Origin of the sequence: Nocardioides rotundus (assembly GCF_019931675.1) — a bacterium.
Classification (GTDB): Bacteria; Actinomycetota; Actinomycetes; order Propionibacteriales; family Nocardioidaceae; genus Nocardioides; species Nocardioides rotundus.
In genome coordinates this window covers 23,972-50,465 of sequence record NZ_CP082922.1, presented here as the reverse complement: position 1 = coordinate 50,465, position 26,494 = coordinate 23,972, and the positions used below count along the sequence as shown (strand labels likewise).

Below are 26,494 nucleotides of genomic sequence, written 5' to 3'. Positions count from 1 at the left end.
CGAGTCGGCGCTACTTCACCTCGAGTCGGCGCTTGTTGACGCCCAGTCGGCGCTACTTCACCCCGAGTCGGCGCTTGTCGACGCCAGTCGGGATCTCAGGCCACGCTGCGCTGAGGCGCGCACGGGACGAAGTCCACCTTCTCCCGGACACCGCAGTCGGGGCAGCACCAGTCGTCGGGTACCTCGGCCCAGGCGGTCCCGGCCGCGAAGCCCTCCAGCTCGTTGCCCTCGGCCACCTCGTAGACGTAGCCGCAGCCCGGGCAGCGGGCTGCCAGAGGCTCCGCCGTACGGTCACCTCGCGCCGACTCGCCGTCAACTGGCGCCGACTCGCGGTCAACAAGCGCCGACTCGCGGTCAACAAGCGCCGACTCGGGGGAGATGGGCGCCGACTCGGCGAGGAGGCGGTCCCGCTTGCGGGGGGCCAGGTTCGCCCGGGACAGGTCGCCGTCGAAGTGGACGAGCACGCGGGGGTCCATCACCCGGCGCCACACCGGCGGGATGAGGGCGAGCACGATCATCCCGGCGTACCCGGTCGGCAGCACCGGGCTCTCCTCGAAGTCGCGCAGCGTCTGGTAGCGCCGGGTCGGGTTGGCGTGGTGGTCGCTGTGCCGCTGCAGGTGGTAGAGCAGCACGTTGGTGGCGATGTTGTTGGAGTTCCACGAGTGCGAGGGGTCGACCCGCTCATAGCGCTGCCGCTCGCCGACGCCGACCTTCTGCCGCAGCATCCCGTAGTGCTCCATGTAGTTGACGACCTCCAGCAGCGAGAAGCCGACGACGGCCTGGATCAGGAGATAGGGCACGATCCCCACGCCCAGCCAGGCGATCAGCACGCCCCACAGCACGGCGGACATCACCCACGCGTTGAGCACGTCGTTGCCGAGGTGGAAGGGGTGCGTCTTCTTCCGCGCATAGCGCCGCTTCTCCAGCCGCCAGGCCGACTTCAGCGAGCCGAACACGGTGCGCGGCCAGAAGGCGTAGAAGCTCTCGCCGACCCGCGAGCTGGCCGGGTCCTCCGGGGTGGCGACCCGCACGTGGTGCCCGCGGTTGTGCTCGATGTAGAAGTGCCCGTAGAAGCTCTGCGCGAGCGCGATCTTCGACAGCCACCGCTCGTGGCTCTCCCGCTTGTGCCCCAGCTCGTGCGCGGTGTTGATCCCGATGCCGCCGATGCAGCCGATGGAGACCGCGAGCCCGACCTTCTCCCAGGTCGCGAGCTCGGCCACGCCCAGCCACTCCGGGCGCGCGAGCCACACCAGCGCCCCGACGAACCCGACATACTGAATGGGAAGGAAGAGATAGGTGATCCAGCGGTAGTAGCGGTCCTTCTCCAGCTGCTCGATCACCTCGTCCGGCGGGTTGGAGCGGTCCAGCCCCGCGACCAGGTCGATCGCCGGCACGATCCCGAGGATCACGATCGGCCCGATCCACAGCCACACGCCCCAGCCGGTCGCCTGGTGCAGGCCGAAGGCGAGGAACGCGAGGCTGGGCACGACCAGCCCGATCAGCCACAGGTAGCGCTTCTTGTCCGTCCACTGCTCGGTCGAGCCGGCGGGAATGGTGCTCATGTCCTGTCTCCGCATCCGCCGGGGACGGGCGCCCCGGCTCGGGGTTGACAGAACAGTACAACTTGTAAAGTCGTTTGACAATAGGTGCGTTTCTGTCAAACGGTGGCCAGTCGGGTGACGAGGGCCCATCGGTCGTCGGCGGCGCCGACCTCGTCGCTGCGGTTCCACAGGGAGAGGTACGTCGGCACCGGGTCGCCGTCGACCACGACGTCGCCGTCCGGGGAGTCGGTACGGCGTGCCCGCGGCACCCCCGGGCCGACCTCGACCTCCCAGCCGCGACCCCCGGAGCGCACCGCGAGCCGGAAGGCGTCCTCGCTGCGCAGCCCGCACCGCTCCCGCGGCCAGAAGCCGGTGAGAAGCTCGTCGATCCCGTCCAGCGCGACCTCCTCGGAGATCCACGGCGTCTCCGCACCCTGGGGCCTCCGGCCCAGCGAGGCCGCGAGCGCGTCGACCGCGTGGATCGTCGTCTCGTGACACTGCCGCCGCGCCCAGAACTCCTTCGGCGGCCCGGCGTCGGCCAGGAAGACCGGCGCCTCGACGTCGGCGGGTGCCTTGACGATCGCGGTCGCCAGCTCGATCGCCCCCTCGCGCAGCCAGTCCAGCGGGTCGTCGTGGTTCATCCCCACCCGCTCGATCGCGACGGTGTCGACCTCCTCGCCGCGCAGCCCGGCGCGCGCCCACCGGTGGATGCTCCCCTGGTGCGCGACCAGGTGGCGCACCTTCCAGTCCGGGCAGGTCGGGACGGGAGCACGCAGCCCCGCGCGGTCGGCGTACCGCACGAAAGCGACCATCGACTCACGGAGCCCCTCGAGATGGGTGGTCAGCACCGCGTCAGCCTTCCAGCCGGGCGGTACGGCGCGCGAGGGGCCGGGAGCCGACGTGGCCGAACCGTGACCGAACCGCCGCCCGGCGGCGATCCTCCCTGCGGGCGGTGGTCCGCGCCGGACCGCGGTGCGAGAGTGGCCCCATGAGCACCGAGAACCCCTTCGGCATCGACTTCGGCGGCAGCGGCATCAAGGGCGCGCCGGTGGATCTGGAGACCGGCGAGTTCGCCGGCGAGCGCGAGCGGATCGAGACGCCGCAGCCGGCCACCCCCGACGCGGTCCTCGGCGTGCTGGTCGAGCTGCTGGGCCGGTTCGAGGACTCCACCGCTCCCGTCGGCCTGACCATCCCCGGCGTCGTCCGGCACGGCGTGGTCAGCTCGGCGGCGAACATCGACCCGGCCTGGATCGGCACGGACGCCGACGCGCTGCTCACCGACGCGACCGGCCGGGTGGTGCACGTGGTCAACGACGCGGACGCGGCGGGCCTGGCGGAGGTGAGGTACGGCGCGGCCCAGGGGGTCTCCGGGCTGGTGATCGTGACGACCCTCGGGACCGGCATCGGCTCGGCGATGGTCTTCGACGGCATTGTGGTGCCCAACTCCGAGCTGGGGCACCTGGAGATCGAGGGCCACGACGCGGAGTCCCGCGCGGCCAACTCCGCGCGCGAGCGGGAGGAGCTGTCGTGGGAGGAGTGGGCCGGCCGGCTGACGACGTACTACCGCACCGTCGAGCGCCTCTTCTCCCCTGAGCTGTTCGTCGTCGGCGGCGGGGTCAGCAAGAGGTCCGAGGAGTTCCTGCCGCTGCTCGACATCCGCACGCCGATCATCCCCGCGCAGCTGCGGAACACCGCCGGGATCGTCGGCGCCGCGCTGGCCGCCGTCGAGCACGGCCGCTGAGGGCGTGGGGTCTAGCCCAGGGCGGACTCGATCGCTCCGGTGAGCGACTCGGGCTTCTTGGTGGGCGCGAACCGGTCGATCACCCGGCCGTCGCGGCCGATGAGGAACTTGGTGAAGTTCCACTTGATCCGGCCGCCGAGCAGCCCGCCCTGCTCCTGGCGCAGCCAGCGGTAGAGCGGGTGCGCGTCGTCGCCGTTGACGTCGATCTTGGCGAACATCGGGAACGTCACGCCGTAGGTGCGGTCGCAGAAGTCGGCGATCTCGGCCTCGTCGCCGGGCTCCTGATGGCCGAACTGGTCCGACGGGAAGCCGAGCACCGTGAAGCCGCGGTCGGCGTAGGTGTCCTGCAGCCTCTGCAGGCCCTCGTACTGCGGCGTGAAGCCGCACTGGGAGGCGGTGTTGACGACGAGGACGACCTGGCCGTCGTACGTCGACAGGTCGACGTCCTGCCCGGAGATCGCGGTCGCGTGGAAGTCACGGAGGGAGGTCACCCACCCAGTGTGACACCGCGGCCCCCGCCGGCGGCGTGCCTAGAGTGGGTGCATGCCACAGGTGACCGCGCAGGCGTGGGTGCCGGTGCCGCCGGAGACCGCGTTCGCGGTCTCGCAGACGACCGGCGAGCTGCGGCTGCGGTGGGACCCGTTCATCCGCAGCCAGCGGCTGCTCGACGCCGACCGCCCGGGCAAGGGCGTGCGGACCCTCACCCACGCGCGCGTCGGGCCGAGGATGGTCAGCCGCTACACCTCCTACCGCCCGCCGACGTCGGTCGGGATGACGATGGAGCGGGGGCCGTGGTTCTTCGAGACCTTCGGCGGCGGCTGGCGCTTCACCCCCGAGGAGTCGGGCGGCGTCGCGGGCACGCGCGCGGTGTGGAAGTACACCTACGCCATCCGGCCCTCGCTGCTCGCCCGGCCCGGTGCGCTGGTCGGCCAGTGGCTGCTCGGCCGGGAGATCCGCGCCAGGATCGCGGCATTCGCCCGGGCGTGCGAGGACCCGGAGATCCTCGCCGCCGTCCGCTGAGGGAGGTACGGCGTCACCGCCGCATCGCGGCCCAGCCCCGGCGGTCGTGGACGGCGATCCCGGCGTAGACCGGGCTCGGCCCGACCGCCTGGTCCACCGCCGCGAGCACCGAGGTCATCGCCGAGCGCCGCTGGCCGAAGAACGTCTGCTTCGCCGCGACCGTGCCCGCGCCGAGGTCGTTGGTCTCCACCGCCAGGCGCACCGGGGTGCCGGTCGCCTCGGCGCTCGCCAGGGCGGCGGCGCCGACCCCGGTGATGCTGTCCGGCCCGGTCGCGGTGTCGCGGTAGCTCATCACCGTGACCGCGTCCACCCGCGCCATCACCGCACGGTCCAGCGGCTCTCCGGCGGGGGTGGCCACCTCGTTCAGCCAGAACGCGATGTCGGCCTCCACGGTCGCCGCGGAGGCCTGGGAGACCTGCTCGAGCAGCGTCAGGTAGCGACCGGCGACCGCGGTACGCTCGGTCGCCCAGTCGGGGTGCAGCCAGGGCTCGACGTCGAGGTGCACGCCGTCGAAGAGGCCGGTGTCGAGCACGCGCTGCTGCCAGGCGAGCGCGTCGGCGGGCCGGTCGATCCACTCGGTCGCGGAGCCCAGGGCCTGGATGCGCAGGCCTGCCCGGTCGGCCTCCCGGCGCATCGCCGTGAGCCAGGGCAGGTCGGGCTGCTGGCCGACGCTGACGAACAGCTCGTCCACGCCCTGCGCGACGGCGAAGTCGATGAGGGCGGCCGGGCCCGGGCGGTCCCAGACCCACATCGCGCGCGGCGCGGTCACACTCGCGAGCGCCGGTGCCGGCGCGAGGACCGCGACCACGGCACAGAGCACGACACCGATCGCGAGACGCGTCCACCTTCCAGCCATCGCGTCAGAACCACTGCGTCGGCGGGCCGGCGGCGAGCAGCCCGGTGAAGACCAGCGCCACGGCGACCAGGCCCACCAGTACCGCGGGCAGCGGGTGCCGCAGCGCCGTCGCCGCGATCCGCTCCACCGGACCCGCGGGCGCGTCGGTGCGCAGCCGCCACCGGTCGGCCAGCAGCCCCCGCCGGTCGGCGTACCGCTCGAACGGGATGGTCGCGTAGGGCACGACCGCCGACACCCAGCCCAGCACCAGCAGCCCCGGCGACCAGCGTTGGTCGATCGCGACGAGCAGCGTCACCAGGCAGTAGGCGAGGAAGACGAAGCCGTGCAGCCCTCCGCCGATCCGCACCCCGAGCTCGCCGAGGTCGAGGACGTACTTCCCGAGCATGCCGAGCAGCAGCAGGGTCCAGGTGACCGCCTCGGCCAGCGCGAGGACGCCGTACAACCGTGCGGGATGGGAGAGAAGGCCGGTCTGCTGCGTGGACGCGCTCGTGCTCATGTCCGCATCCTCCCCGACGGGTGGGCGCTGCCAGGAATCTCAGCCGCCGAGCAGGCGCCACACGTGTTCGCGCGCCGCACGGAGGTCGACCGGCTCGCCGGCGAGCGTGCGGAGCGCGTCGTCGAGCGGCCAGGTGACCAGGGCGCCGTACCTCGCGGAGTAGATCCCGATCGCGCGGATCGCGTAGGCGTCGGAGGTGTCGAAGAGGACGTAGCCGAGCAACTGCTGGATGTCGGTGCGGGTCAGCCGGTCGTGGCGTCGCCCGGCGTCGTCCTTCGGGCCGAGCCGGGTCTTGATGTCGACCAGCACGCCGCCGGCGATCAGGTCGGCATCCGCGGCGCAGAGCCGCGAGGCGTCGAAGGTCGGGCCGAGGTGCACGGGGCGGCGGACGTGCGGCAGCAGGGCGGTGGCCGCAACGTCGCGCAACTGCTCGAGCTGGCGGAGCGCGTCGGCGGGCGCGAGCGACATCAGCGTCTCGGGCGTGAACCGGCCGGCGTCGATCAGCCGGCCGACCGCGGAGCCGCGCCGCAGCCCCTTGCGGTACACATCGGTGCACAGCGCGAGCGCCCAGCACGCGCGGCCCAGCGTCTCCTGGTCCGCTCCTCCCCGGGCGGCGTCGCGGGCCCGGATCATCACCCGGGTCACCACCTCGACCCGGTCCGGTCGCCCGGCGAAGCCGAGTACGGCGATCTCCGGCGGCACGCTGGGGTCGAGCAGGAAGCGGACCTGCAGGTCGAACGCCGTACCCACCATCGCCGGATCGGCCCGACCGCCCTCGACCAGCAGCTCGCCGCTCCGCTTCCGGAAGTCCGCCTGCAGCGGGCGGACGTGCGGGAACCGCTCGTCGAGGTACTCCCGCAGCGGCGAGTGCGCGTCGTGCACCGCCGACATCAGGTTGGAGTAGCGGTAGGCCATGCGCCCAGCGTGTCAGGCCCGGGCGTTCGATGAGGTGGTCTCGACAAGCTCGACCACCGAACGACGGGCTCGATCCAGCGATGGGGAACGGACGAGGCCCCGGGTCATCGACCCGGGGCCTCGTCTGCGGTGCGCGAGGGGGGAGTTGAACCCCCACGTCCTCTCGGACACACGGACCTGAACCGTGCGCGTCTGCCTATTCCGCCACTCGCGCGTGAAGCGGGCTCAGGCTATCCCAGCGGCCCGGACTGCCCCAAATCAGCCGGCCGACGACGCCGTACGACGCCCCGCCACAACGTCATCCGGAGTGGAGAACCCCTTCCCCGGAACGTATGACGTCCCGGGCGGGCCGGGGATGGGGGTCAGCGGGCGGCGCCCCAGCCGTGCCAGCGCTCGACCTCGATGATCGCGGTGACGCGGGGCGAGGTGCGGTCGGGGTACTCGTCGCGGCCGTACTGCCGGGCGAGTCGGTCGATGTCGGCGAGCTCGGGGTCGTCGTACATCTCCACGACCCGGCCGATGATCGAGATGTGCGTGTACCAGTCGTTCGCGTCCAGGATCGTCAGGGCCACCCGCGGATCGCGCCGCAGGTGCTCCAGGCGCTTGCGGGTGGCGTCCATGTTGACCATGATCCGGCCGTCGTCGAGCAGGAGGTACCACGTCGCGACCGACACCGGCGCGCCGTCGGAGCGCAGCGTGGTGATGGTGCACGGGTTCGGCGCCTCGAGCTTGGCGCGGACGTCGTCGGGGAACGGCAGCGTGGGCATGCGTCCACGCTAGCCCGCGATGCGTCCCGAACTCCATGGGTGCCGGCCGATACCATCGCCACGACCCCCCGTGCCCGGGCCCAGGCGAGCGGCCGGGCACGACCCCTCGACATCAAGGATCTCAACGCCCGTGGGTGGACTGCAGAACTTCGAGCGCAAGCTGGAGAACATGATCTCCGGCGTGTTCGCGCGCGCGTTCCGCAGCGCCGTGCAGCCGGTCGAGATCTCCGCCGCCCTGCAGCGCGAGGTCGACAACAACACCCAGATCCTCAGCCGCGACCGCCGGCTGGCGCCCAACGACTTCCACGTCGAGCTGTCCACGAGCGACCTGGAGCGGCTCGCCCCCTACGACTCCACGCTGGCCCGCGAGCTCACCGAGCAGCTGCGCGAGCACGCCGAGGCGCAGGCCTACGTCTTCCCCGGCCCCGTCTCGATCGCCTTCGAGGAGTCCGAGGACCTCACCACCGGCCGCTTCCGCGTCACCTCGCGCGCCCGCGCCGGCGTGCAGGGCCGCCCGGAGGACACGCAGGTACGGCGCGCCGCGCGGGCCTTCGTCGAGGTGAACGGCTCGCGCCACTCCATCGGCCCCGGCGGCCTGGTCGTGGGCCGCGGCACCGACGCCGACCTGCGGATCAGCGATCCAGGGGTCAGCCGCCGGCACGTCCGGTTCACCCTCAACGGGTCGGTGCTCTCCGTGCGCGACCTCGGCTCGACCAACGGCATGACCGTGGACGGGCAGCGGGTGCAGCAGGCCGACCTGCGCACCGGGTCGACGGTGAGGATCGGCAACACCTCGATGTCCGTCCGGCTGGAGGAGGCCCGGTGAGCGAGCTGACCCTCTTCCTGATCCGCCTCGCCTACCTGGCGATCCTGTGGATCTTCGTGCTCTCCGCGCTCTCGGTGATCCGCTCGGACATGTTCGGCGCGCGGGTCCCCGAGGGCGCCCGGCCCAACGCCCAGCCGACGCCGCGGGGCCGCAACAAGCCGCCGCCGAAGCGCCGCGGCGCGCCCACCAAGCTGCTGGTCGTCGAGGGCGCCAACGCCGGTGAGTCCGCGCCGCTGCAGGAGGCGCCGCTGCTCATCGGCCGCGGCTCGGACGCCGCGATCAGGTTGGACGACGACTACGTCTCCACCCGGCACGCGCGGGTCGCCAGCGACGGCGAGCAGTGGTACGTCGAGGACCTCGGCTCCACCAACGGCACCTACGTCGGCAGCGCCCGGATCACCCAGGCGACGCCCCTGCAGACCGGCACCCAGGTCCGCATCGGCAAGACGATCCTGGAGCTGCGCAAGTGAGCCTGCGCCTGGACTACTCCGCCCTGAGCGACGTCGGCAGGGTGCGGAAGAACAACCAGGACTCCGGCTATGCCGGGCCCTGGCTGCTCACCGTGTGCGACGGCGTCGGCGGCGCCGCGCGCGGCGACATCGCCTCGGCGACCGCGATCGGCGAGATCCGGCGGATCGACGACGACCCGGGGGTGCACAGCGAGCGCGACCTGCTCGGCCTGATCGCGGGCTCCCTGCTGCGCGCGCAGGACCGGATCGCCGAGCTGGTCGAGGAGGACCCCGCGCTGGCCGGGACGTCGACCACCGCCTCGGTGATCCTCTTCGACGGCGAGCAGCTGGCCGTCGGGCATGTCGGCGACTCCCGCGCCTACCTGCTCCGCGACGGCACGCTCTCCCAGCTCACCACCGACCACACCTTCGTGCAGAGCCTGATCGACGAGGGGCGGATCACCGAGGACGAGGCGCGCACGCACCCGCACCGCAACCTGATCCTGCGGGCGCTGGACGGCAGCTCCGACCTCGAGCCCGACCTCTTCATCGTGCCCGCGGCGCCCGGCGACCGGATCCTGGTCTGCTCCGACGGCGCAAGCGGCTCGCTCACCAACGACCAGCTCGCCGAGGTCCTCGGGACCGGCACCCCCGACTTCGCCGCGGTCGAGCTGGTGCGTGCCGCGATCGACGCGGGCTCCACCGACAACGTCACCGCCGTGGTGGCCGACGTGGTCGACGAGTCCCACGAGCTCTCCCCCGACCTGACGCCGCTGCTGGTGGGCGCCGCGGCCGAGCTGCCCCGCCGTACTCCCTCCCGGCACGGCATCTTCCGGCACCGCGACACCGGCGAGCTCGAGCCGGTGCCCGCCGACATCCCACCCGAGGCCGGCGACGCGGTCGTCTCGGACCCGATCGACCCGGAGGAGGCCCGCTACGCACCTCGTCAGCAGCCGCGCTTCCTCTGGCTGCGCCGGCTCCTGGTCGCGCTGCTCGTCGCGGGCATCGCGCTGATGGCGCTCGGCTTCGGCCGCTGGTGGGCCAACCAGCAGTACTACGTCAGCGACTACAACGGCAGCGTGGCGATCTACCGCGGCCTGCAGAGCAGCGTTGCGGGGTTCGAGCTCTCCGAGCCCTACCGCACGACCAACGTGTCGGTGGACGACCTCTCCAGCGTCGACCGGAGCGCGGTCACCAACGGCATCGACGTCACCAGCCTCACCGACGCCGAGCGGGTCGTGCAGAACCTCTACGACGGGGCCGACAGGGCCGACGGGGCCGACGGCTCGGGGGCGCCATGAGCCAGGGCTCCGGACTCACCGGCTTCGTCCACCGCCGCCGCGGCGGCGCCGAGCTCTTCCTGCTGATCCTCGCCCTCGCGGTGGGGATCGGCGCCTACGCCGCCGTCGGCGTCGGCATGGAGGGCACGGTCCCGGCCGACATCGTCGGGTACGCCGGCTGGCTGGTCGGCCTCATCCTCGGCGCGCACATCGTGGTGCGCCTGGTGGCGCCGTACGCCGATCCCGTCCTCCTCCCCGTGGTCGCCGCCCTCAACGGCCTCGGCCTCGCGGTGATCCACCGGCTCGACCTGGGCACCACCGCGTTCTGCCAGGACAACGGCAACTTCGCCCGCCAGCAGCTGATCTGGATGACGCTGGGGGTGCTGCTGTTCGCCGGCACCCTGGTGGTGCTGCGCGACTACCGCGTCCTGCAGCGCTTCACCTACACCGTCGGCCTGGGCGCGATCGTGCTGCTCCTGCTCCCCCTCGTGCCGGGGCTGGGCAAGACGATCAACGGCGCGCGGATCTGGATCGGCGTCGGGCCGTTCAGCTTCCAGCCCGGCGAGGTCGCCAAGGTGCTCCTGGTGATCGCGTTCGCCGGCTACCTGGTCCGCTACCGCGACGCGCTGGCGCTGGCCGGCCGCCGGTTCCTGTTCATCGACCTGCCCCGCGGACGCGACCTCGGGCCGATCCTGGTCATGTGGGCGGTCAGCCTGATGATCCTGGTCTTCCAGCGCGACCTGGGCTCCTCGCTGCTGTTCTTCGGCCTGTTCCTCATCATGCTCTACATCGCCACCGAGCGGCCGGGCTGGCTGGTGGTCGGCGGCAGCCTCTTCGCGCTCGGCGCCTTCGCCGGGTGGCAGCTGTTCACCCACGTGCAGAGCCGGGTCGAGGTGTGGCTGGACCCGCTGAAGTACTACAACGGCTCGCCGGACAGCTACCAGAACGTCGAGGGCCTCTTCGGCATGGCCTGGGGCGGTCTCATCGGGCGTGGCTTCGGCAGCGGCGACCCGTGCCGGATCCCCTACGCCGAGTCCGACTTCATCGTCGCGGCGATCGGCGAGGAGCTCGGCCTCACCGCGGTCATCGCGGTGGTGCTCTGCTACGGCCTGATCGTCGAGCGCGCGCTGCGGGCGGCGCTGATCTGCCGCGACGCCTTCGGCAAGCTGATCGCGGCGGGCCTCGGCGCGGTCATCGCGATCCAGGTCTTCGTGGTGATCGGCGGCGTCACCGGGCTGATCCCGCTCACCGGCCTCACCACCCCGTTCTTGTCGTACGGCGGCTCCTCGCTGGTCGCCAACTGGGCGATCATCGGGCTGATCCTGCGGATCTCCGACCAGGCCCGGCGCCCACCCCCGCTGCTGGACGACTCCGGCTCCCCCGACTCCGAGGACACCCAGGTGGTGAGGACCCGGTGAACAAGCCGATCCGCACGATCTCGATCTTCTGCATGCTGCTGTTCCTGGCGCTCATGCTCAACGCGACGGTGCTGCAGTACGTCCGCGCGTCCGGGCTCAACGACGACCCGCGCAACCGCCGGGTCCTCGACGCGGCGTTCTCCCGGGAGCGCGGCTCGATCGTGGTGGGCCAGGACGCGGTCGCGCGCAGCGTGCCCTCGGGCGACGAGTACGAGTTCCAGCGGACCTACCCCCAGCCGTTCAAGTACGCCCCCGTCACCGGCTACTTCTCCTTCGACAGCACCACCGGGCTGGAGCGCACCCAGAACGAGGTGCTCTCCGGTGAGGACCCCCGGCTGTTCACCACGCGCCTGGTGGACCTGCTCAACGGCTCCCAGCCCAAGGGCGGCCGGATCAACCTGACCCTGGACCCGAAGGCCCAGACCGCCGCCTACGACGCGCTGATCTCCCGCTTCGGCCCGAACGTCGAGGCCAGCGCCGTCGCGCTCGAGCCCGCGACCGGCCGGGTGCTGGCGATGGTGTCGCTGCCCAGCTACGACCCCAACCGGCTGGCCTCGCACGACTACGCGAAGGTCCAGCGCGCCTACGGCCAGCTGGAGTCCAACGAGTCCCAGCCGATGCTCAACCGGGCGACCCAGACCCGCCTGCCTCCCGGCTCGACCTTCAAGATCGTGACCGCCGCGGCCGCGCTGGAGTCGGGGAACTACGAGGGGGCCGAGGCCCTCGTCCCCGGTGGGTCGACGTACCAGCTCCCGCTGTCCAGCAGCGTGATCGACAACGGCGGCCGCTCCTGCGGCAGCGGGCGGATCCCGCTGCGCCAGGCGCTGGAGCAGTCCTGCAACACCACCTTCCTCGCGCTGGCCGACGAGCTGGGCAACGACGCGATGGCCGCGCAGGCGGAGAAGTTCGGCTTCAACTCCAACGACTGGTTCGACGACCTGCCGCGGCTGGCGGAGTCGGTCTACCCCACCGACGCGGACCGGCCGCAGACCGCGCTCACCGGCATCGGGCAGTTCAACGTCGCCGCGACCCCCCTGCAGATGGCCATGGTGGTCGCGGGCGTCGCCAACGACGGCGTGGTCAAGCAGCCCTACCTGGTCGACGAGGTGGTCTCACCCGACCTCGAGGTGATCGACAAGACCGACGACACGACGCTGTCGGAGGCGGTCAGCCCCGAGACCGCGGACACCCTGACCGACATCCTGGTCAGCACGGTCGACAGCGGCACCGCGTCGCCGGCGGCGATCCCGGGCGTGCGGGTGGCCGGCAAGACCGGTACGGCGGAGAACTGCGACGACTGCTCCAACTACGCCTGGTTCGTCTCCTTCGCCCCGGCCGACGACCCGCAGGTCGCGGTCGCGGTGATGATCCAGAAGGCCGACGTACCCCCCGACGACATCGCCGGCGGGCAGCTGGGCGGCCCCGTCGCCAAGGCGATCATGGAGGCGGTGATCCAGCGGTGAGCGACGGCCCCACCGACGGCCCCGCCGACGAGCCGACCCGGGCGATGCCCGCGCCGGAGCGGTATGCCGACGACGCCCGCCGCTACCGCCTGGACTCCCGGATCGCCACCGGGGGCATGGGCGAGGTGTGGCGGGCGACCGACACGGTCCTGGGCCGCGCGGTCGCGGTGAAGCTGCTCAAGCACGAGTACGCCGACGACGCCCGCTTCCGCACCCGCTTCGAGTCCGAGGCCCGGCACGCGGGGGCCCTCACCCACGCGGGGATCGCGGGCGTCTACGACTTCGGCGAGGGCACGGCGGAGGGCTCTCCGCGCCCGTTCCTGGTGATGGAGCTGGTCGACGGGCAGCCGCTCTCGGCGTTGCTGCGCCCGCAGGCGCCGATGGACCCCGAGGTCGCGCAGGACCTGCTGGCACAGGCCGCCGACGCGCTCGGCGCCGCGCACGCCCAGGGGATCGTGCATCGGGACGTGAAGCCGGCCAACCTGATCGTGACGCCGGACCGGCGGATCAAGGTCACCGACTTCGGCATCGCGCGGGCCGCCGACGGGGTGGCTCTCACCGAGACCGGCCAGGTCCTGGGCACCCCGCAGTACCTCTCCCCCGAGCAGGCCCGCGGAGAGACCGCGGCCGCTGCCTCCGACGTCTACTCCCTCGGCGTGGTCGCCTACCAGTGCCTGGCCGGGGAGCCTCCCTTCCGCGGCGACTCGCCGGTGACCACGGCGCTGGCCCACCTGCGCGACCCGGTGCCCGAGCTGCCCGCGGACGTGCCCGAGGGCCTCGCCGCGGTCGTGCGTACGGCGCTCGCCAAGGACCCGGCCGACCGCTACGCCGACGGCCGCGAGCTCGCCGCCGCGCTGCGCGACCCGCACACCGCGGCCGGCGCCACCGCGGTCCTGCCCGCGGCCGGTGCCGGGCTCGCCGGAGCCGCCGCCGGTGCGGCCTACACCGCCGCATCGGGGGACACCCGGCGCACCGCGGCGATCGAGGAGGAGCCGGGGGCCTCCTCCACCGCCGACGACCGGGACGACTCCGACGAGCGGCGCCGCGGACTTCCGCCCTGGCTGCCCTGGCTGCTGCTGCTCCTGGTGCTCGGCCTCGGGGTCTGGCTGCTCCTCAGCCGGACCGGCGACGACTCCAGCCCGGAGCCGACGACGGTGACCGAGACCGCGACCGCGACCGCCTCCCCCGAGGACACCGCCAGCAGCACGCCGCCCGAGGAGACGACCGAGCCCGCGCCGTCCACCCCGGCCGAGACGCCGACCTCCGAGGAGCCGGAGACGATCACCCTGGACCCGGGCGACTACCTCGGGCGGGACGTGAAGGACGTCGAGCAGGAGCTGGAGGACCTCGGCCTCGAGCCCTCCTCGACCTCGGTGCCCAACGACGGCAGCGCGACCGAGGACACGGTCGCCTCGATCGAGCCGACCGAGGGACTGGTCGAGGGCGACAGCGTCGCGGTGACCTACTACGACGCGCCGGTCGACGACAGTGGGAACGGCAACGGCAACGGCAACGGGAACGGCAACGGCAACGGCAACGGCAACGGCGGGGGCAACGGCGGGGGCAACGGGAACGGCAACGGAGGTCAGGGCGGATGAGCCGGACGAGCCTGTCGGAGCTGATGGACTCCGAGCACGCCGGGGCCGCGGCGCCCGGTCACCGTGGGCAGCCCGCGCCGCCGCGCTGGCCGGTGCCGGTCGCCGCCGCGCTGGTGCTGGCGATGGTGTGCGGCTTCTGGCTGGCCACCCGCTCGGTCAGCGGCGCGAGCAACCCTCTGACGAGCAGCATCGCCGCGCCGGTGGTCGCCTCGGAGCGGCCGAGCCCGGCCCGGTCGACCCCGGCGGGCCGCCGTACTGTCCCCGTGCGGGCGAAGGCCTATCTCGGCCTCCAGCGGGACCGCGTGGTGCGGATGCTCGAGCGGCGCGGGCTGGTGGTGCTGACCGTGCCGGTGACCAACACCGGGAGGCGCGCGGGCACCGTCACGTCGGTCTCGCCCGTGGGGCGGCTGCGCCAGGGGGACACGGTGCGGGTGGAGTACCTCGCGGCCGTCGGCGTCCCCGCGCTGCCGAGCCCGACACAGTCTGTGGAGCCGGTGAGCGAGCGCCCTCGGGAGGACGACGGGGTCGCGAGCGCATCCGGCGGGGCGGGCACGGGAACGCCGCAGCCCGACCGCACGGAGCCGACGAGCGCGTCGTCGCCGCCGCCGACCACGACCACCGCGACCCGTGACTGCCCGGGCAACGGCAAAGGACGAGGACGGGGCAACGGCCATGGCAACGGGAACTGCTGAGCGATGAGGGGGAGGAGCACACGATGACCGACCGCGACCCGGACCTCGTCGGGGGGCGCTACGAGCTGGGGGGGCTGCTCGGCCGCGGCGGGATGGCAGAGGTGCGCAAGGGGCTGGACACCCGGCTGGGCCGGGCCGTCGCCGTCAAGCGCCTGCGCACCGACCTGGCCAGCGACACCACGTTCCAGGCCCGCTTCCGCCGCGAGGCCCAGTCCTCCGCGTCCCTGAACCACCCCGCGATCGTCGCGGTCTACGACACCGGCGAGGAGTGGTCGGACCGCGAGCAGGTCGCGCAGCCCTACATCGTCATGGAGTACGTCGCCGGGCGGACCCTGCGCGACATCCTCAAGGAGGGCCGCAAGATCCTCCCCGAGCGCGCCCTGGAGATCACCTCCGGCGTGCTATCGGCGCTGGACTACTCCCACCGTGCGGGGATCATCCACCGCGACATCAAGCCGGGCAACGTGATGCTCACGCCCAGCGGCGATGTGAAGGTGATGGACTTCGGCATCGCCCGCGCCGTCTCCGACGCCTCGAGCTCGATGACCCAGACCGCGGCCGTGGTCGGGACCGCGCAGTACCTCTCCCCCGAGCAGGCGCGCGGCGAGACCGTCGACTCCCGCTCCGACGTCTACTCCACCGGGGTGCTGCTCTACGAGCTGCTGACCGGCCGGCCCCCCTTCACCGGCGACTCGCCGGTGGCGGTCGCCTACCAGCACGTCCGCGAGCCCGCCGTACCTCCCTCGGACTTCGACACCGAGATCCCGCCCGAGCTGGACGCGATCGTGCTCAAGGCGCTCGCCAAGCCGGTCGAGGAGCGCTACCAGTCGGCGGCCGCGATGCGCAACGACATCGAGCGCTACCTCGCCGGCCGACCGGTCGAGGCCGTGGCGCCTCCGCCCCCGCCGCCGGACGACCAGCCGACGCGCGTCGGCATGCCGGTGCCTCCCCCGCCGGTCGGTCCCGGCGACGAGGGCGACGGTGACGGCTACGGCGACGGTGACGACGAGGACCGGGATCGCGGCGGCCGGGGCGGGTGGATCCTCGCCGGCCTGCTGCTCCTGCTGCTGATCGCCGGCGCCTACTTCCTGCTCTCCAACCTCTTCGAGGACGAGCCGGACCGGGTGCGGGTCCCCGACGTGATCGGGCTGACCGAGAAGGAGGCGCGCGAGCAGATCGGCGACGCCCGGCTCTCGCCCGGCCAGGTGACCTACGAGGCGAGCAACGACGCCGACGTGGACGAGGTGATCGACCAGAACCCCGTCGGGGTGTACGTCGCCCCCGGCTCGAAGGTCGACCTCACCGTCTCCACCGGCCGGCCGATGGTCGAGGTGCCGTTCCTGGTCGGCCAGAGCGCCGACGACGCGGAGGCGCAGCTGCGCGAGCTCCAGCTGGAGCCGGTGCTGCGCGAACGCGACGACGACGCCCCGGAGAACGAGGTCGTCGAGCTGCGGCCGGGTGCGGGGCAGCAGGTGCCCGAGGGCAGCCGGGTGACGGTGTTCTACTCCGACGGGCCCGAGCAGGTGCCCTCGGTCGTGGGGCGCTCGGAGCGCGAGGCGCGGCGGATCCTGCAGCAGGCCGGGTTCACCGTGGAGACCCGGGACCTCAACGAGGAGACCAACGAGGACCCCGGCACGGTGATCGAGCAGACCCCGGAGGCCGGGGAGACCGCGGACCGCGGAGCGACGGTCTACATCTTCGTCACCCGCTACGTCCGGCCGTCCGAGACCCCCTCGCCGAGCGAGTCCCCGAGCCCGACGCCGAGCGAGTCCCCCACCGAGTCGCCCTCCCCGACGGAGTCACCCACCACCGGCGGCACCACCCCCTCGACCCCCGCGAACCGCGAGGGCACCCCCGACGACGCCCTCCCCGACCAGCCCCAATAGGCCGACTCAGCTCATGGGCTCGGCGTACGTCGCGTCCAGCGCGCCGTCGTATGCCGGAGCCGTCGCGCGCGGCGACTTGTCCAGCTCCCAGCCGAGCTGGATCAGGTCGGAGGCGGCCAGGGTGCGGTACTCCTCGAGGTAGGAGTCCTCCTCGATCGCCTTCAGCATCCCCTGCTGGTCGCCGATCCCCTCGATCACGAACGGCTGGGGGTAGGCGCGCCCGTCGAGCTGGATCGCGTTGCCGTCGCACTTGATCCCGGTGGTGGAGACGATCCGCTGACCCTGGATGGTGATCGCCTTCGCGCCGCCGGCGAGCATCGCGTTGACCACCCGCTGGACCTGCTGCTGGTGCACGACGAAGTAGTTCGGGTCCAGGTCGGAGGACTCGATCAGCTCCAGGGGGGCGTCGGAGAGGGTGACGGTCACCGACTTCCCCGAGACCGGGGTCAGCCCGGCCTCCGGCTTGGTCTGCCGCTCCACCTCGCGAGCCTCCTGCACCCGCTCGTCCTGGACCTGCGCGGTCAGCACGTCCACCTCGGTGGCGAGCTGGCGCCGCTGCTCCTGGAGCATCCCGACCTCGCGGCTCTCGTTGCGCACCAGGCCGGCCAGGTCGACGTACCGCTGCGGGCCCAGCTCGGAGGGCGGCGCGTTGTCCTGGCTGGCCCAGAACATCAGCCCGCAGGCGACGGCCACCACGGGGGTGCCCACCCGCCACGCCGCCCGGGACCAGGATCGCTCGCCCATGCCGACTAGGGTATGCCCCGTTCCCACACCCGGAGGAGTGGCAGTGTCGAAGCCCAAGGCCAGCAACGCGGAGGCCTCGAAGTTCCGTGACCCCGACGCCGGCCCGATCATCTCGGTGCGGTTCATCGTCGCGCTGCTGCTGATGGCGCTCGGCATCGCCTGGCTCGTCTACTACTACACCGTCGTGCGGGTCGACCCGACCGCGCTGCCCGCGCCCAAGCCCGGCGGGCCGGCGTTCATGGCCGACCTCGGCAAGTGGAACTACGCGATCGGCTTCGGCCTGCTCCTCCTGGGCCTGGCGATCTCGGCGAACCCGGCGACGCCGCTGGGCCGCAACCGCGGCGTGGTCATCGGGATGCTCGGCTGCTTCCTCATCGGGCTGCTGTGGATCGTCACCTACTACGTCTTCGCCGCGAACATCAGCGACGTTCCGGTGATGAACGACCTGCAGAACTACAACCTGGTCGTGGGCATCGCCTTCATGGCGGTCGGGTTCACCTTCGCCACCCGCTGGGAGTAGGCGCTCCTCCACACCTGTGCACCAACCTGGGGAGAATCACACGCGTGTAGTTATCCCCGGTTGTGGAGAACTCTGGGGATAGTGACTCGCGGTGCCCGCGCGCCCATCCCCTCGTCGTACCACCGCGCGCCACCCCGCCCTCGTCGTACCGAACAGTAGGCACCTTTCGCGCGAGAATCTGATGCGTACTGTTCGGTACGACGGCCGGGCTGGTGCGTACTGTTCGGTACGACGGCGGGCTGGTCAGCAGGCGAGCGACCGCAACCCCGGCTCCGGGCAGCCAGGAAATCAGGCGAGGACCGCGACCCGGGCGCCGATGGCGACGGCCGCGGCGAGCAGCATGAGGCCGGCGGTGGACCAGCCGATGAGGGTACGGCGCCCCGCGGGCGCGTAGACGATCGCGGCCGCGAGCAGCAGGCCCGCGACGAACCCGCCGAGGTGCCCCTGCCAGGAGATGCCCGGCATGGTGAAGGTGATGACGAAGTTGATCACCACCCACATGAGCAGCTGCTGGTAGTTGCCGCCGATCTTGTGCGCGACCACGAGCAGCGCGCCGAGCATGCCGAAGATCGCACCCGACGCCCCCAGCGTGTGCGAGGCGGGGTCGGCGAAGGCCATGACGACCGCCGAGCCGGCCATCGCCGAGACCAGATAGACGGCGAGGAACCGCGCCCGCCCGAGGATGAGCTCCAGCTGCGGACCGAGGAACCACAGGGCGAGCATGTTGAAGCCCAGGTGCAGGATCTCCACGTGCGTGAAAGCGCTGGTGACCAGCTGCCACCAGGCGCCGTCGGAGACGCCGGGGATCCAGGTCGCCTGCCCGCCCATGCGGCACATCGCCTCGGTCGCGTCGGGGAACCAGCCGCGGAAGTCGTCGGTGTAGCAGCGCCCGACCGGGCTGAGGGAGAGCACGTACTCCCACCGGCTGCGGCTGCCGCCGGTGAGCATGATGCCCGCCCACACGGCGACGTTGATGCCGATGAGCACCCAGGAGGTGAGCGCGGGGTTGCGCGACGCGCGGCCGCCGTACGGCGCCTCGTGCTGGCCGGTGCGTCGCGCCCCCTCGGCCACGCAGTCGGGGCACTGGTGCCCCACGGTGGCCTCGCGCATGCAGTCCGGGCAGATCGACCGCCCGCACCGCTGGCAGGAGACGTAGGTACCGCGGTCGGGGTGCCGGTAGCAGGTCGGGACCGGCGGCTGCCCTGCGTCTCCCCCCGCGCTCATCGAGGTCAGCGGGTGATCTCGACCGACTCGATGGTGACCGGCTCCGCGGGGCGGTCCATCGCGCCGGTGCGCACGCTGGCGATGGCGTCGACGACCTCGCGCGAGGACTGGTCGGCGACCTCGCCGAAGATGGTGTGCTTGAAGTTCAGCCACGGGGTCGGGCCGACGGTGATGAAGAACTGCGAGCCGTTGGTGTTCGGGCCGGCGTTGGCCATGGCGAGCAGGTAGGGCTTGTCGAAGGCCAGCTCGGGGTGCGGCTCGTCCTTGAAGGTGTAGCCGGGGCCGCCGGTGCCGGTGCCGAGCGGGTCGCCGCCCTGGATCATGAAGCCGGGGATGACCCGGTGGAAGCCGAGGCCGTCGTAGAACTTGCCGGTGCGGCCGTCGCCGGAGTCGTAGTCCTTGGTCCCCTCGGCCAGGCCGACGAAGTTGTCCACCGTCTCCGGGGCGTGGTCGGGGAACAGGTTGATGACGATGTCGCCCTTGTTGGTCTTCAGGGTCGCCTGCAGGTCGGCCATGGCTGCCTCTCGCGTCGGGGGATGTGCAGTCCGATCCTGCCATGCGGCCCCGCAGGACGGCCCCGGCCTCCCACCCGGGGGGTGGTGGTCGGGGGTTGGGCTTCCGTGGTGGGATGGAGGCGTCCCGACGAGAGGAAGAGCAGGCAGATATGCGTTTGCGCAGGAAGAAGACGTTCATCGAGCAGGCCCAGGATGTCGCCGAGGACGTGCTGGCAGCCGCGGCCGACGCGCTGAACGAGGCCAAGGAGAAGGCCGCCCCGGCGCTCGCCGACACGCGGGACAGGGCGGTCGAGCGGGCTGCCGAGGCCCGCGAGAAGGCCGCGCCCGTGATCGCCGACGCGCGCGAGCGCGCGGCCGAGCGGGCCACCGAGGCCCGGGAGAAGGCCGCTCCGGCGATCGCCGAGGCCCGGGAGCGGGCCGCCGTCCGCGCCGCGGAGGCGCGTGAGGCGAGCGCCGTACGCCTGGCCGAGCTGCGCGGCGAGGAGATCGAGCCGGAGAAGGGCGGTCGCTGGAAGAAGCTCCTGCTGCTGACCGGACTGGTCGCGCTCGGCGGCTTCGTCTTCGCCAAGCTCAAGGGCCAGCGCGACGACAACTGGCAGTCCTCCTACCAGCCGTCCACCGCCCCGGGCGCGAGCACCGCGGGCGTGGGCACCGCGGGTGCCGCCACCGGCGCCGGCGTGGGTGCCGCGGGCACCGGCGCGGTCATCACCGACGACACCGCCGGCTCCGACCCGGCCGAGTCGCTCTCGGACCAGCGCGAGACCCCGCACACCGCCACCACCCCCGACCAGCCGGTCGAGGTCGTGGAGGTCGAGGAGATCGACGAGACCCGGGGCGACAACCGCCTCTGAGCTCTCACCGCACCGGGTCGGCGCTCAGCCGACCCGGTGCTGCTCCACCCAGGCGTCGATCTCCTCCCACTTGCCGAACAGCCAGTCGATCCGGGCCTCCCGCCCCTCTGGGATCTCTGCGCGCGGCACCCGCCACCAGCGGACGATGATCCGCTTGTCCATCGGCAGCTCCCGCCACACGTCGGCCATGGTGAGCATGTGGTCCAGCCCGGTGTGCGCGACGAGGAGTACGTCGGCCTCCGGAGCGGCGTCGAGCGCCGCGAGGACACCGCCGGGTCGCGGCGCCAGCACGTGGATCATCTGCTCGGCCCGCTCGGCCATCTTGTGCAGGCCGAGGCTGGTGAGCTTCGCGATCGCCCGCTCGCGGCGCTCGGGGGTGAAGTTGCCGCCCTCGGGGAAGATCACGAACGCGTCGTTGTCGTCGAGGTTGGCCGCGAGCCCGGCGATCTGGCTCTCCAGGTCCTGGCCCTCGCGCGGGTTGGGTGAGATGAAGCGCGCGGGGATGCGGTTGAGCACCACGTCGATCCACGGGTCCCAGGCCAGGGTGTCCTTGAGCACGACCCGCGGCTCGCGATGATAGTCGTGCATCAGCATGTGGATCAGGGTGAAGGAGTCGCCCGGCCCGGCGTGCCGGCAGCACACGAGCAGCGGGTGCCCGGGGAACGCGTCCGGTGTGGGGCCGACGGTCTCGATGGTCAGCTTCAGCACCCGGTGCGCCTCACGGAACATCACCCACAGCACGCCCTGCACCAGGTCGTAGTGGATGCCCTCGAAGTACGGCGTGCGGATCCGCGCGCCGAAGCCGCTGGCGATCCACAGCCCCAGCAGCACCAGCAGCCCGATGCTCTCCGCGCTGAGGTAGAGCAGCGCCAGCCAGGCGATGCGCAGCACCCGCCACTTGCCGGGGACGAAGGGCGAGAGCGCTGCCGCGACGATCAGCCACAGCGGCAGGGTGAGCCACAGGAGCGCGGTGAGGCCGATGATGAGCGGCGCCAGCACGAAGCGCCGTACGAACCAGACGACCGGGTGCGGGCGGGGCGCCGCGGCGCCGATCACGGACGGGCGCCGATCTCGTCGAGGTAGGCGACCGACGCGGCGTGGGTCTGCTCGATCTTGTCCATCACCCGGGAGAAGTCGCGGAAGGCGAGCACGTTGTCGTCGCGCGGCCCGGTGCCGGCGGCGGGCAGCACGTGGCACTCGACGCCGTCGGGTACCTCGGCGAGCTCGCGGACGAAGCGGTGGCGCCGGGCGATCTCGAAGGAGACGCGGGCGACCTCCCAGGGGCGGCGGGGCACGGTGAGCGGCCGGTCCAGCCGGCCGACCTGCAGCACGAACACCCGGTTCGCGCCCAGCGCCACGGCGCGGCCGAGCGGGACGGAGTTGACGATGCCCCCGTCGAGGTAGTGCTCCTCGCCCACCCGGGCCGGCGGCAGCAGGCCGGGTACGGCGGCGCTCGCGAGCACCGCGTCCACCACCGGGCCGGAGTCGAACCAGTGCTCGGCGGCCCGCTCGATCGAGGCGGCGCACACCTGGAACCGCACCGGGAGCTCCTCGAAGGTGAGGTCGCCGAACTCCTCGGCGAGGGCGAGCCGCAGGGGGCGCGGGGAGTACAGATGGGTGCGGCTGCTCACGGCGCGGCGGACCGTGCGCAGCGGGCGGTCGCCGTACACCTCCCCCGCGTCGCCGGCGCCTCGCCACAGGTCGATCATCCGGTCGACGACGTCCGGGGACGGGTCGCGGGCGACCATGGCACCGTTGAGCGCGCCGACGCTGGTGCCCAGCACGAGGTCGGGGCGGATGCCGCGCTCGAGCAGGGCCTGCAGCATGCCGACCTCGACGGCGCCCAGGACGCCGCCGCCGCCGAGGACGAACGCCGTGGTCATGGAGGACAGGCTAGGCGCGCTGCTCGGCGAGCACCCGCTTCGTCGCGCGGCGCTCGGCCCAGAACGACAGGATCGGGACGGTGCCCATCACCAGGGTGACCAGGGTGAAGGGGACGTCCCAGCGCTCCCGGCGGGCGAGCAGGAAGGCGCAGATGAGGAAGATCATGTAGAGCCAGCCGTGCGCGACGCCGAGGTAGCTGGTGATCGCCTCGCCGATCTGCTGGACCTGCGAGCCGGGGGTCACCAGCGCGGGCGTGGAGTCGAAGATCCCCCACATCCCGCTGCCGTCGAAGTTGGCGAGGGGGACGCCGACCAGGCACAGCACGACGAGGAGCACTCCCACGATCGTCGCCATCACCCGGTAGCGGAGCAGCGCGTTCTTCACGGGGCCGAGGCTACGGGGTGGGGCCTACGGGGTCGCCCGGCGCCTCCACGTCCTCGGTGTTCTCGTTCTTCTCCTCGTTCTCCTCCGCCGCCTGCTCCGCGCGGAGCCGGTCGCGCAGCCACTGCCACCACAAGAAGACGACGAAGCCGCCGAAGATCCACCACTCCACGCCGTAGAGGAAGTTGCGCAGGGCGGTGAACTGGCCGACCTCGGGGACCTCCTCCGGTGTGACCTGGGTCAGCCCGTCGGTGCCGGCGTTGACGGCGGCGTCCCCGACCGGCCAGTCGCCGGGTGCGACCTCGTCGGCGCTGATGGCGAACGCGCCGTAGAGGTCCTGGTCGACGTGCTGGATGGCGTCGGCGATCCGCACCTGCGGGAGGACGTCGTCGTTCGGGTTGTCGTCGGTGACGCCGGAGGTGCCCTCGGGCGGCTGGAGCCAGGCGACCAGCTCGGCCTCGCCCGTCGGGGGCTCGGGCGCCTGCGCGGGGTCGGGAGTCCAGCCGCGGACGATGAGCAGCGCGGGGTTGCCCTCCCCGCCCAGCGCCAGGGGGGTCACGGCCCAGTAGCCCTCGCGCGCGCCGTTCTGCCGCCCGGAGACGTAGACGGTGCCGTCGGGGACCCAGGTGCCCTGCAGGGTCACCGGCTGCCCGACGCCCTCGCTCGGGAAGGGGTCGTCGGGGCCCATCACCTGGTCGATGCCGACCGGCTCGACCCGGGTGAGGTCGCGCGCCTCGGCCTCGCGGCCGGCCTGCCAGCCGTCGAACTGCCAGTTGCCCAGCCCGATCGCGACGCCGCACAGCACCAGGGCCAGCAGGTGGCCCGGCCAGTAGCGAGGGGCCAGCGCGCGGTTCACGGGTTCGAGGGTACGGCGGCCCCCTTCGCCGGCGCCCATCGGTGGTCGAGCCCCCCGTCGGTGGTCGGGCTCGCCCTCGGTGGTCGAGCCCCCCTTCGGTGGTCGAGCCGCCCGTCGGTGGTCGAGCTGCCCTTCGGTGGTCGGGCTCGCCTTCGGTGGTCGAGCTTGTCGAGACCACCTCAGAGCCCGGTCGGCTCCTCCATCGGCGTGACCTCGTTGCACACCGCGAACGGGAGCTCGCCGTTGAGGGTGACCCCGGTGGCCGCGACCTCGTTGCGGACCGTGAGCTCGATGCTCCCGGCGCCTGGGTTCGCCGTACTGTCTCCGAAGGCGTCGGGCCAGCCGATCGGGCCGGTGCGCGGCCAGTCGTCGCCGAGCGCGGCGCGCGCCTGCAGGTCGTCGCGGCCCTGGCCGAGGTGGGCGGTGGCGGTGTCGCCGGCGAAGGTGACGGCGTACTGCCTCAGCGCGTCCAGCGCCGCGATGTCGTGCTTGGCGAGCAGGGCGTCCTGGTCCTCGACGGTCGCGTCCGGGCCGAGCGCGTCGCGGAGGGGTGAGCAGCCGCGGCGGAGGTACGTCGCCTCCGGCTCCCCCTCGACCAGCTCGCCCGCCTCGGCCCATTCCCCGCTCCGGGCGCCGTTGGCGATCACCAGCCGGCCGTCGATCCGGGCGTCCTGGGGCAGCAGCCCGTCGCGGGTGGCCTGCTCGACCAGGGACATGTCGAGGTCGGGGCGCATCCCGAGGACCCAGCCCGGGCCGTCCGGGCCGGTCCAGTGCGCCTCCCAGTCGACGTCGTCGCGGGTGAAGCCGGCGTCCAGCTCGAGGCGGCTTGCCTGGGCGCTGAGCTCGCCCGCGGTGAGCGTGACCGCCTCGGTGCGTACGCGCTCCCAGAAGGCGTTGCGGTCGGTGATCGGGTCCTCGCTGGTCATGTCGGGCACGTCGAGGCGGGCGCGGATCGCGTCCCAGTCGGTGACCGTCACCGTGTCGGCGGTGGGCGGCGCGAGCGTGAGGGCCGTGTCGACGGGGGTCCCCTCCGCGTCGGTCTGCTGTCGGTCGGCTGATGCTTCGGCGCTGGTGGGCGCTGCGTCCCGCTCGTACGTGGCCGTCCCCGCACAGCCGCTCAGGAGCGCGCCGACGAGCCCGACTCCGAGAACGCCACGCATGCCCATGGCGCCCGAGCGTAGTGCCGCGAGTTGAGTGCGCGGAGCGTCGTACTCCCCACAGGGCCGCGCACTCAACCCGCATGCGGTGAAGATCACGGGACGCCGGGTGTCACCCCGGGTTATGGTCAGGCCCACCAGTCAGGCACGAGGTCACCCGGAGAGTGGACGCGTGGGCATTCCCAACGAGTCGCGTCGCGCGCTCCTGCTGACCCTGCTCGGAGTGGGGATCCTGGTCGCGGCTCTGGTCGCGGTCGGGCGGCTCACCCCGACCGACGACCGCGCCTCGGCCGTGGACAGCACCGCGAAGCAGACCTCCGAAACGCCCTCGGGCTCCGGGTCCGACGTACCGTCAGCGGACGTCCGCAGCGACAGCGGCGGCCAGATCGAGCCCAAGCAGTCCAGGCAGCCGAAGGAGAAGAAGTCCCCGAAGCGTCGGCCCAAAGCCGACGGTGGGCAGGCTGCTGCCGACGCGGGCGCGGCCGGGCTGCGCGACCTGGTCGAGGGGGCGCTCGGTGAGGAGCCGGCGGGCCCGGCGGACCCGGCCACCTTCCGGATCGCCAGCCTCAACGTGCTGGGCAACTCCCACACGCGTCCCGGCGGGAACATGTGCTGCCGGTGGGCGGGTGCCCGAGCGCGGATGGGCGGCACGGTGGGGGCGATCCGCGGTGTCGGCGTCGACGTGATCGGCTTCCAGGAGTTCGAGGCGATGCAGAACGGCGCGTTCCTGGGGATGACCGGCGGCTGGGAGACGTACCCGGGGATGCGCTTCGGCCGGAACCCGGTGCGCAACTCCATCGGGTGGAACACCACTGTCTTCGAGATGGTGCGGGCCAGCACCATGCAGATCCCGTACTTCCACGGCAAGCCGGTGCGGGTGCCCTACGTCCTGCTCAAGCATCGCGAGACCGGCCGGCTGGCGTGGTTCATCAACGTGCACAACCCGGCGAGCACGCGCTGCAACGCGCAACGGTGGCGGACGATCGCGACCCGCAAGGAGATCGCGCTGATGAACAGGCTGCAGCGCCCCAGCGGCGGCCAGGCCGGCATCCCGACCTTCCTGATGGGCGACTTCAACGAGAAGGCGGAGGCGTTCTGCAGCGTCACCCGCGGCGCCAACGCCCAGGCCGCCAACGGGGGTACGGCGTCTCCCTGCCGCTCCCCCGCCAACCGGATCGACTGGATCTTCGGCTCAACCACGGGGGTTTCCTTCTCCGGGTACGGCGAGGTCGGGCGCGGGCGGATCTCCGACCATCCGCTGATCCATGCCTCCGTCACGCTCTCTGGGGATGCGCCGGCGATGGAGTAGGCAATCTCGGGTGCTGTCTTAAGTCGCAGTTCCTCCGGTTCCTGAGATTTCCCTGAGCGCCCGGCTCACGATTGGTTCCGCCTCCATCGATCCACTCTCCGGGGA

Annotated in this window: 28 protein-coding genes and 1 tRNA gene; 13 read left to right on the top strand and 16 right to left on the bottom strand. The window is 72.4% G+C overall.

The genetic code is table 11. The features are described from left to right. Nucleotides 1-95: 95 nt before the first annotated feature. Nucleotides 96-1,562 (bottom strand): fatty acid desaturase, encoded by a 1,467-nt coding sequence (locus K8W59_RS00255; RefSeq protein ID WP_397195934.1) that lies wholly within the window; start codon nt 1,560-1,562, stop codon nt 96-98. Between the two features lie 95 nt (nt 1,563-1,657). Continuing rightward, on the bottom strand, nt 1,658-2,389 hold the full coding sequence (locus K8W59_RS00250) for a maleylpyruvate isomerase N-terminal domain-containing protein (protein ID WP_223396783.1): 732 nt from the start codon (nt 2,387-2,389) through the stop codon (nt 1,658-1,660). A 140-nt stretch (nt 2,390-2,529) separates the two neighbouring features. On the opposite strand from K8W59_RS00250, the gene ppgK reads away from it, so the two are divergent. Further along, nucleotides 2,530-3,282: a polyphosphate--glucose phosphotransferase gene (gene ppgK, locus K8W59_RS00245; RefSeq protein ID WP_223396782.1), complete on the top strand. Its 753-nt coding sequence runs from the start codon at nt 2,530-2,532 to the stop codon at nt 3,280-3,282. An 11-nt stretch (nt 3,283-3,293) separates the two neighbouring features. Here the strand turns inward: ppgK and K8W59_RS00240 are convergent, their stop codons facing one another. Then, on the bottom strand, nt 3,294-3,773 hold the full coding sequence (locus K8W59_RS00240; RefSeq protein ID WP_223396781.1) for a glutathione peroxidase: 480 nt from the start codon (nt 3,771-3,773) through the stop codon (nt 3,294-3,296). Between the two features lie 52 nt (nt 3,774-3,825). Between K8W59_RS00240 and K8W59_RS00235 the strand changes: the two genes are divergently transcribed. Further along, complete coding sequence (locus K8W59_RS00235) at nt 3,826-4,302, top strand: type II toxin-antitoxin system RatA family toxin (RefSeq protein WP_223396780.1); 477 nt, start codon at nt 3,826-3,828, stop codon at nt 4,300-4,302. 13 nt (nt 4,303-4,315) lie between these two features. Here K8W59_RS00235 and K8W59_RS00230 read toward each other — a convergent pair whose 3' ends face one another. The 5 genes from K8W59_RS00230 to K8W59_RS00210 all read right to left on the bottom strand — a co-directional run bounded on the left by K8W59_RS00230 (nt 4,316) and on the right by K8W59_RS00210 (nt 7,336). Continuing rightward, nucleotides 4,316-5,110: a hypothetical protein gene (locus K8W59_RS00230; RefSeq protein ID WP_223396779.1), complete on the bottom strand. Its 795-nt coding sequence runs from the start codon at nt 5,108-5,110 to the stop codon at nt 4,316-4,318. A gap of 52 nt (nt 5,111-5,162) precedes the next feature. Then, a complete protein-coding gene (locus K8W59_RS00225; RefSeq protein WP_223396778.1) occupies nt 5,163-5,654 on the bottom strand; it encodes a DUF3817 domain-containing protein in 492 nt (163 codons plus the stop codon). A 39-nt stretch (nt 5,655-5,693) separates the two neighbouring features. Continuing rightward, the gene (locus K8W59_RS00220; protein WP_223396777.1) at nt 5,694-6,569 is read right to left on the bottom strand and encodes a hypothetical protein; all 876 of its coding nucleotides are present in this window, start codon (nt 6,567-6,569) and stop codon (nt 5,694-5,696) included. Between the two features lie 130 nt (nt 6,570-6,699). Next, nucleotides 6,700-6,783 (bottom strand) — tRNA-Leu (locus K8W59_RS00215). A gap of 148 nt (nt 6,784-6,931) precedes the next feature. Further along, nucleotides 6,932-7,336: a TIGR03618 family F420-dependent PPOX class oxidoreductase gene (locus K8W59_RS00210; protein ID WP_223396776.1), complete on the bottom strand. Its 405-nt coding sequence runs from the start codon at nt 7,334-7,336 to the stop codon at nt 6,932-6,934. Nucleotides 7,337-7,466: 130 nt separating this feature from the next. Here K8W59_RS00210 and K8W59_RS00205 point away from each other — a divergent pair, with 130 nt between their 5' ends. From K8W59_RS00205 to pknB, 8 genes are read left to right on the top strand one after another with little or no spacing between them, the layout of a single operon-like run. Beyond that, the gene (locus tag K8W59_RS00205) at nt 7,467-8,162 is read left to right on the top strand and encodes an FhaA domain-containing protein (RefSeq protein ID WP_223396775.1); all 696 of its coding nucleotides are present in this window, start codon (nt 7,467-7,469) and stop codon (nt 8,160-8,162) included. Then, nucleotides 8,159-8,632, top strand: coding sequence for an FHA domain-containing protein FhaB/FipA (locus K8W59_RS00200; protein WP_223396774.1), 474 nt, complete (start codon nt 8,159-8,161; stop codon nt 8,630-8,632). Before K8W59_RS00205 ends, K8W59_RS00200 begins: the two co-directional genes overlap by 4 nt. Continuing rightward, nucleotides 8,629-9,912: a PP2C family protein-serine/threonine phosphatase gene (locus tag K8W59_RS00195; protein ID WP_223396773.1), complete on the top strand. Its 1,284-nt coding sequence runs from the start codon at nt 8,629-8,631 to the stop codon at nt 9,910-9,912. The genes K8W59_RS00200 and K8W59_RS00195 overlap by 4 nt, the downstream gene beginning before the upstream one ends. Continuing rightward, nucleotides 9,909-11,309: an FtsW/RodA/SpoVE family cell cycle protein gene (locus tag K8W59_RS00190; protein WP_223396772.1), complete on the top strand. Its 1,401-nt coding sequence runs from the start codon at nt 9,909-9,911 to the stop codon at nt 11,307-11,309. The genes K8W59_RS00195 and K8W59_RS00190 overlap by 4 nt, the downstream gene beginning before the upstream one ends. Continuing rightward, nucleotides 11,306-12,772, top strand: a complete 1,467-nt coding sequence (locus K8W59_RS00185) for a peptidoglycan D,D-transpeptidase FtsI family protein (protein ID WP_223396771.1) — start codon at nt 11,306-11,308, stop codon at nt 12,770-12,772. The genes K8W59_RS00190 and K8W59_RS00185 overlap by 4 nt, the downstream gene beginning before the upstream one ends. Continuing rightward, nucleotides 12,769-14,370 carry a serine/threonine-protein kinase gene (locus tag K8W59_RS00180; protein ID WP_223396770.1) on the top strand — a complete coding sequence of 534 codons (1,602 nt, stop codon included), beginning with the start codon at nt 12,769-12,771 and terminating at the stop codon, nt 14,368-14,370. The genes K8W59_RS00185 and K8W59_RS00180 overlap by 4 nt, the downstream gene beginning before the upstream one ends. Further along, nucleotides 14,367-15,062, top strand: a complete 696-nt coding sequence (locus K8W59_RS00175; protein WP_223396769.1) for a PASTA domain-containing protein — start codon at nt 14,367-14,369, stop codon at nt 15,060-15,062. Before K8W59_RS00180 ends, K8W59_RS00175 begins: the two co-directional genes overlap by 4 nt. Before the next feature lie 23 nt (nt 15,063-15,085). Continuing rightward, complete coding sequence (gene pknB, locus K8W59_RS00170; RefSeq protein ID WP_223396768.1) at nt 15,086-16,948, top strand: Stk1 family PASTA domain-containing Ser/Thr kinase; 1,863 nt, start codon at nt 15,086-15,088, stop codon at nt 16,946-16,948. Between the two features lie 6 nt (nt 16,949-16,954). Here pknB and K8W59_RS00165 read toward each other — a convergent pair whose 3' ends face one another. Then, complete coding sequence (locus tag K8W59_RS00165; protein WP_223396767.1) at nt 16,955-17,692, bottom strand: DUF881 domain-containing protein; 738 nt, start codon at nt 17,690-17,692, stop codon at nt 16,955-16,957. A gap of 43 nt (nt 17,693-17,735) precedes the next feature. Between K8W59_RS00165 and K8W59_RS00160 the strand changes: the two genes are divergently transcribed. Further along, nucleotides 17,736-18,212 (top strand): cell division protein CrgA, encoded by a 477-nt coding sequence (locus tag K8W59_RS00160; protein ID WP_223396766.1) that lies wholly within the window; start codon nt 17,736-17,738, stop codon nt 18,210-18,212. Nucleotides 18,213-18,500: 288 nt separating this feature from the next. Here the strand turns inward: K8W59_RS00160 and K8W59_RS00155 are convergent, their stop codons facing one another. Both K8W59_RS00155 and K8W59_RS00150 read right to left on the bottom strand, forming a co-directional pair. Continuing rightward, a complete protein-coding gene (locus K8W59_RS00155; protein WP_223396765.1) occupies nt 18,501-19,436 on the bottom strand; it encodes a rhomboid family intramembrane serine protease in 936 nt (311 codons plus the stop codon). Nucleotides 19,437-19,441: 5 nt separating this feature from the next. Then, nucleotides 19,442-19,951: a peptidylprolyl isomerase gene (locus K8W59_RS00150; RefSeq protein WP_223396764.1), complete on the bottom strand. Its 510-nt coding sequence runs from the start codon at nt 19,949-19,951 to the stop codon at nt 19,442-19,444. A 149-nt stretch (nt 19,952-20,100) separates the two neighbouring features. Here K8W59_RS00150 and K8W59_RS00145 point away from each other — a divergent pair, with 149 nt between their 5' ends. Next, entirely contained in the window at nt 20,101-20,802 is a 702-nt protein-coding gene (locus K8W59_RS00145; protein ID WP_223396763.1) for a hypothetical protein, read from the top strand. A 24-nt stretch (nt 20,803-20,826) separates the two neighbouring features. On the opposite strand, the gene K8W59_RS00140 is transcribed toward K8W59_RS00145, so the two are convergent. The 5 genes from K8W59_RS00140 to K8W59_RS00120 all read right to left on the bottom strand — a co-directional run bounded on the left by K8W59_RS00140 (nt 20,827) and on the right by K8W59_RS00120 (nt 25,089). Then, nucleotides 20,827-21,858: a 1-acyl-sn-glycerol-3-phosphate acyltransferase gene (locus K8W59_RS00140; protein ID WP_223396762.1), complete on the bottom strand. Its 1,032-nt coding sequence runs from the start codon at nt 21,856-21,858 to the stop codon at nt 20,827-20,829. Continuing rightward, nucleotides 21,855-22,685 carry a patatin-like phospholipase family protein gene (locus tag K8W59_RS00135; protein ID WP_223396761.1) on the bottom strand — a complete coding sequence of 277 codons (831 nt, stop codon included), beginning with the start codon at nt 22,683-22,685 and terminating at the stop codon, nt 21,855-21,857. Before K8W59_RS00135 ends, K8W59_RS00140 begins: the two co-directional genes overlap by 4 nt. 10 nt (nt 22,686-22,695) lie before the next feature. Continuing rightward, the gene (locus K8W59_RS00130) at nt 22,696-23,070 is read right to left on the bottom strand and encodes a DUF3817 domain-containing protein (RefSeq protein ID WP_223396760.1); all 375 of its coding nucleotides are present in this window, start codon (nt 23,068-23,070) and stop codon (nt 22,696-22,698) included. A 10-nt stretch (nt 23,071-23,080) separates the two neighbouring features. Further along, nucleotides 23,081-23,923 (bottom strand): SURF1 family protein, encoded by an 843-nt coding sequence (locus K8W59_RS00125; RefSeq protein WP_223396759.1) that lies wholly within the window; start codon nt 23,921-23,923, stop codon nt 23,081-23,083. 179 nt (nt 23,924-24,102) lie between these two features. Further along, on the bottom strand, nt 24,103-25,089 hold the full coding sequence (locus tag K8W59_RS00120) for a hypothetical protein (protein WP_223396758.1): 987 nt from the start codon (nt 25,087-25,089) through the stop codon (nt 24,103-24,105). Between the two features lie 163 nt (nt 25,090-25,252). Here K8W59_RS00120 and K8W59_RS00115 point away from each other — a divergent pair, with 163 nt between their 5' ends. After that, on the top strand, nt 25,253-26,389 hold the full coding sequence (locus K8W59_RS00115) for an exonuclease/endonuclease/phosphatase family protein (RefSeq protein ID WP_223396757.1): 1,137 nt from the start codon (nt 25,253-25,255) through the stop codon (nt 26,387-26,389). Nucleotides 26,390-26,494: the final 105 nt, after the last annotated feature.

What these genes read in the sequence shown, in the direction of transcription:
- K8W59_RS00145 (WP_223396763.1), top strand. Translation starts at nt 20,101, where the DNA reads ATGCGTTTGCGCAGGAAGAAGACGTTCATCGAGCAGGCCCAGGATGTC.
- K8W59_RS00235 (WP_223396780.1), top strand. Translation starts at nt 3,826, where the DNA reads ATGCCACAGGTGACCGCGCAGGCGTGGGTGCCGGTGCCGCCGGAGACC.
- K8W59_RS00175 (WP_223396769.1), top strand. Translation starts at nt 14,367, where the DNA reads ATGAGCCGGACGAGCCTGTCGGAGCTGATGGACTCCGAGCACGCCGGG.
- K8W59_RS00150 (WP_223396764.1), bottom strand. Translation starts at nt 19,951, where the DNA reads ATGGCCGACCTGCAGGCGACCCTGAAGACCAACAAGGGCGACATCGTC.
- K8W59_RS00120 (WP_223396758.1), bottom strand. Translation starts at nt 25,089, where the DNA reads ATGGGCATGCGTGGCGTTCTCGGAGTCGGGCTCGTCGGCGCGCTCCTG.
- K8W59_RS00155 (WP_223396765.1), bottom strand. Translation starts at nt 19,436, where the DNA reads ATGAGCGCGGGGGGAGACGCAGGGCAGCCGCCGGTCCCGACCTGCTAC.
- K8W59_RS00190 (WP_223396772.1), top strand. Translation starts at nt 9,909, where the DNA reads ATGAGCCAGGGCTCCGGACTCACCGGCTTCGTCCACCGCCGCCGCGGC.
- K8W59_RS00210 (WP_223396776.1), bottom strand. Translation starts at nt 7,336, where the DNA reads ATGCCCACGCTGCCGTTCCCCGACGACGTCCGCGCCAAGCTCGAGGCG.
- pknB (WP_223396768.1), top strand. Translation starts at nt 15,086, where the DNA reads ATGACCGACCGCGACCCGGACCTCGTCGGGGGGCGCTACGAGCTGGGG.
- K8W59_RS00220 (WP_223396777.1), bottom strand. Translation starts at nt 6,569, where the DNA reads ATGGCCTACCGCTACTCCAACCTGATGTCGGCGGTGCACGACGCGCAC.
- K8W59_RS00225 (WP_223396778.1), bottom strand. Translation starts at nt 5,654, where the DNA reads ATGAGCACGAGCGCGTCCACGCAGCAGACCGGCCTTCTCTCCCATCCC.
- ppgK (WP_223396782.1), top strand. Translation starts at nt 2,530, where the DNA reads ATGAGCACCGAGAACCCCTTCGGCATCGACTTCGGCGGCAGCGGCATC.
- K8W59_RS00255 (WP_397195934.1), bottom strand. Translation starts at nt 1,562, where the DNA reads ATGAGCACCATTCCCGCCGGCTCGACCGAGCAGTGGACGGACAAGAAG.
- K8W59_RS00135 (WP_223396761.1), bottom strand. Translation starts at nt 22,685, where the DNA reads ATGACCACGGCGTTCGTCCTCGGCGGCGGCGGCGTCCTGGGCGCCGTC.
- K8W59_RS00165 (WP_223396767.1), bottom strand. Translation starts at nt 17,692, where the DNA reads ATGGGCGAGCGATCCTGGTCCCGGGCGGCGTGGCGGGTGGGCACCCCC.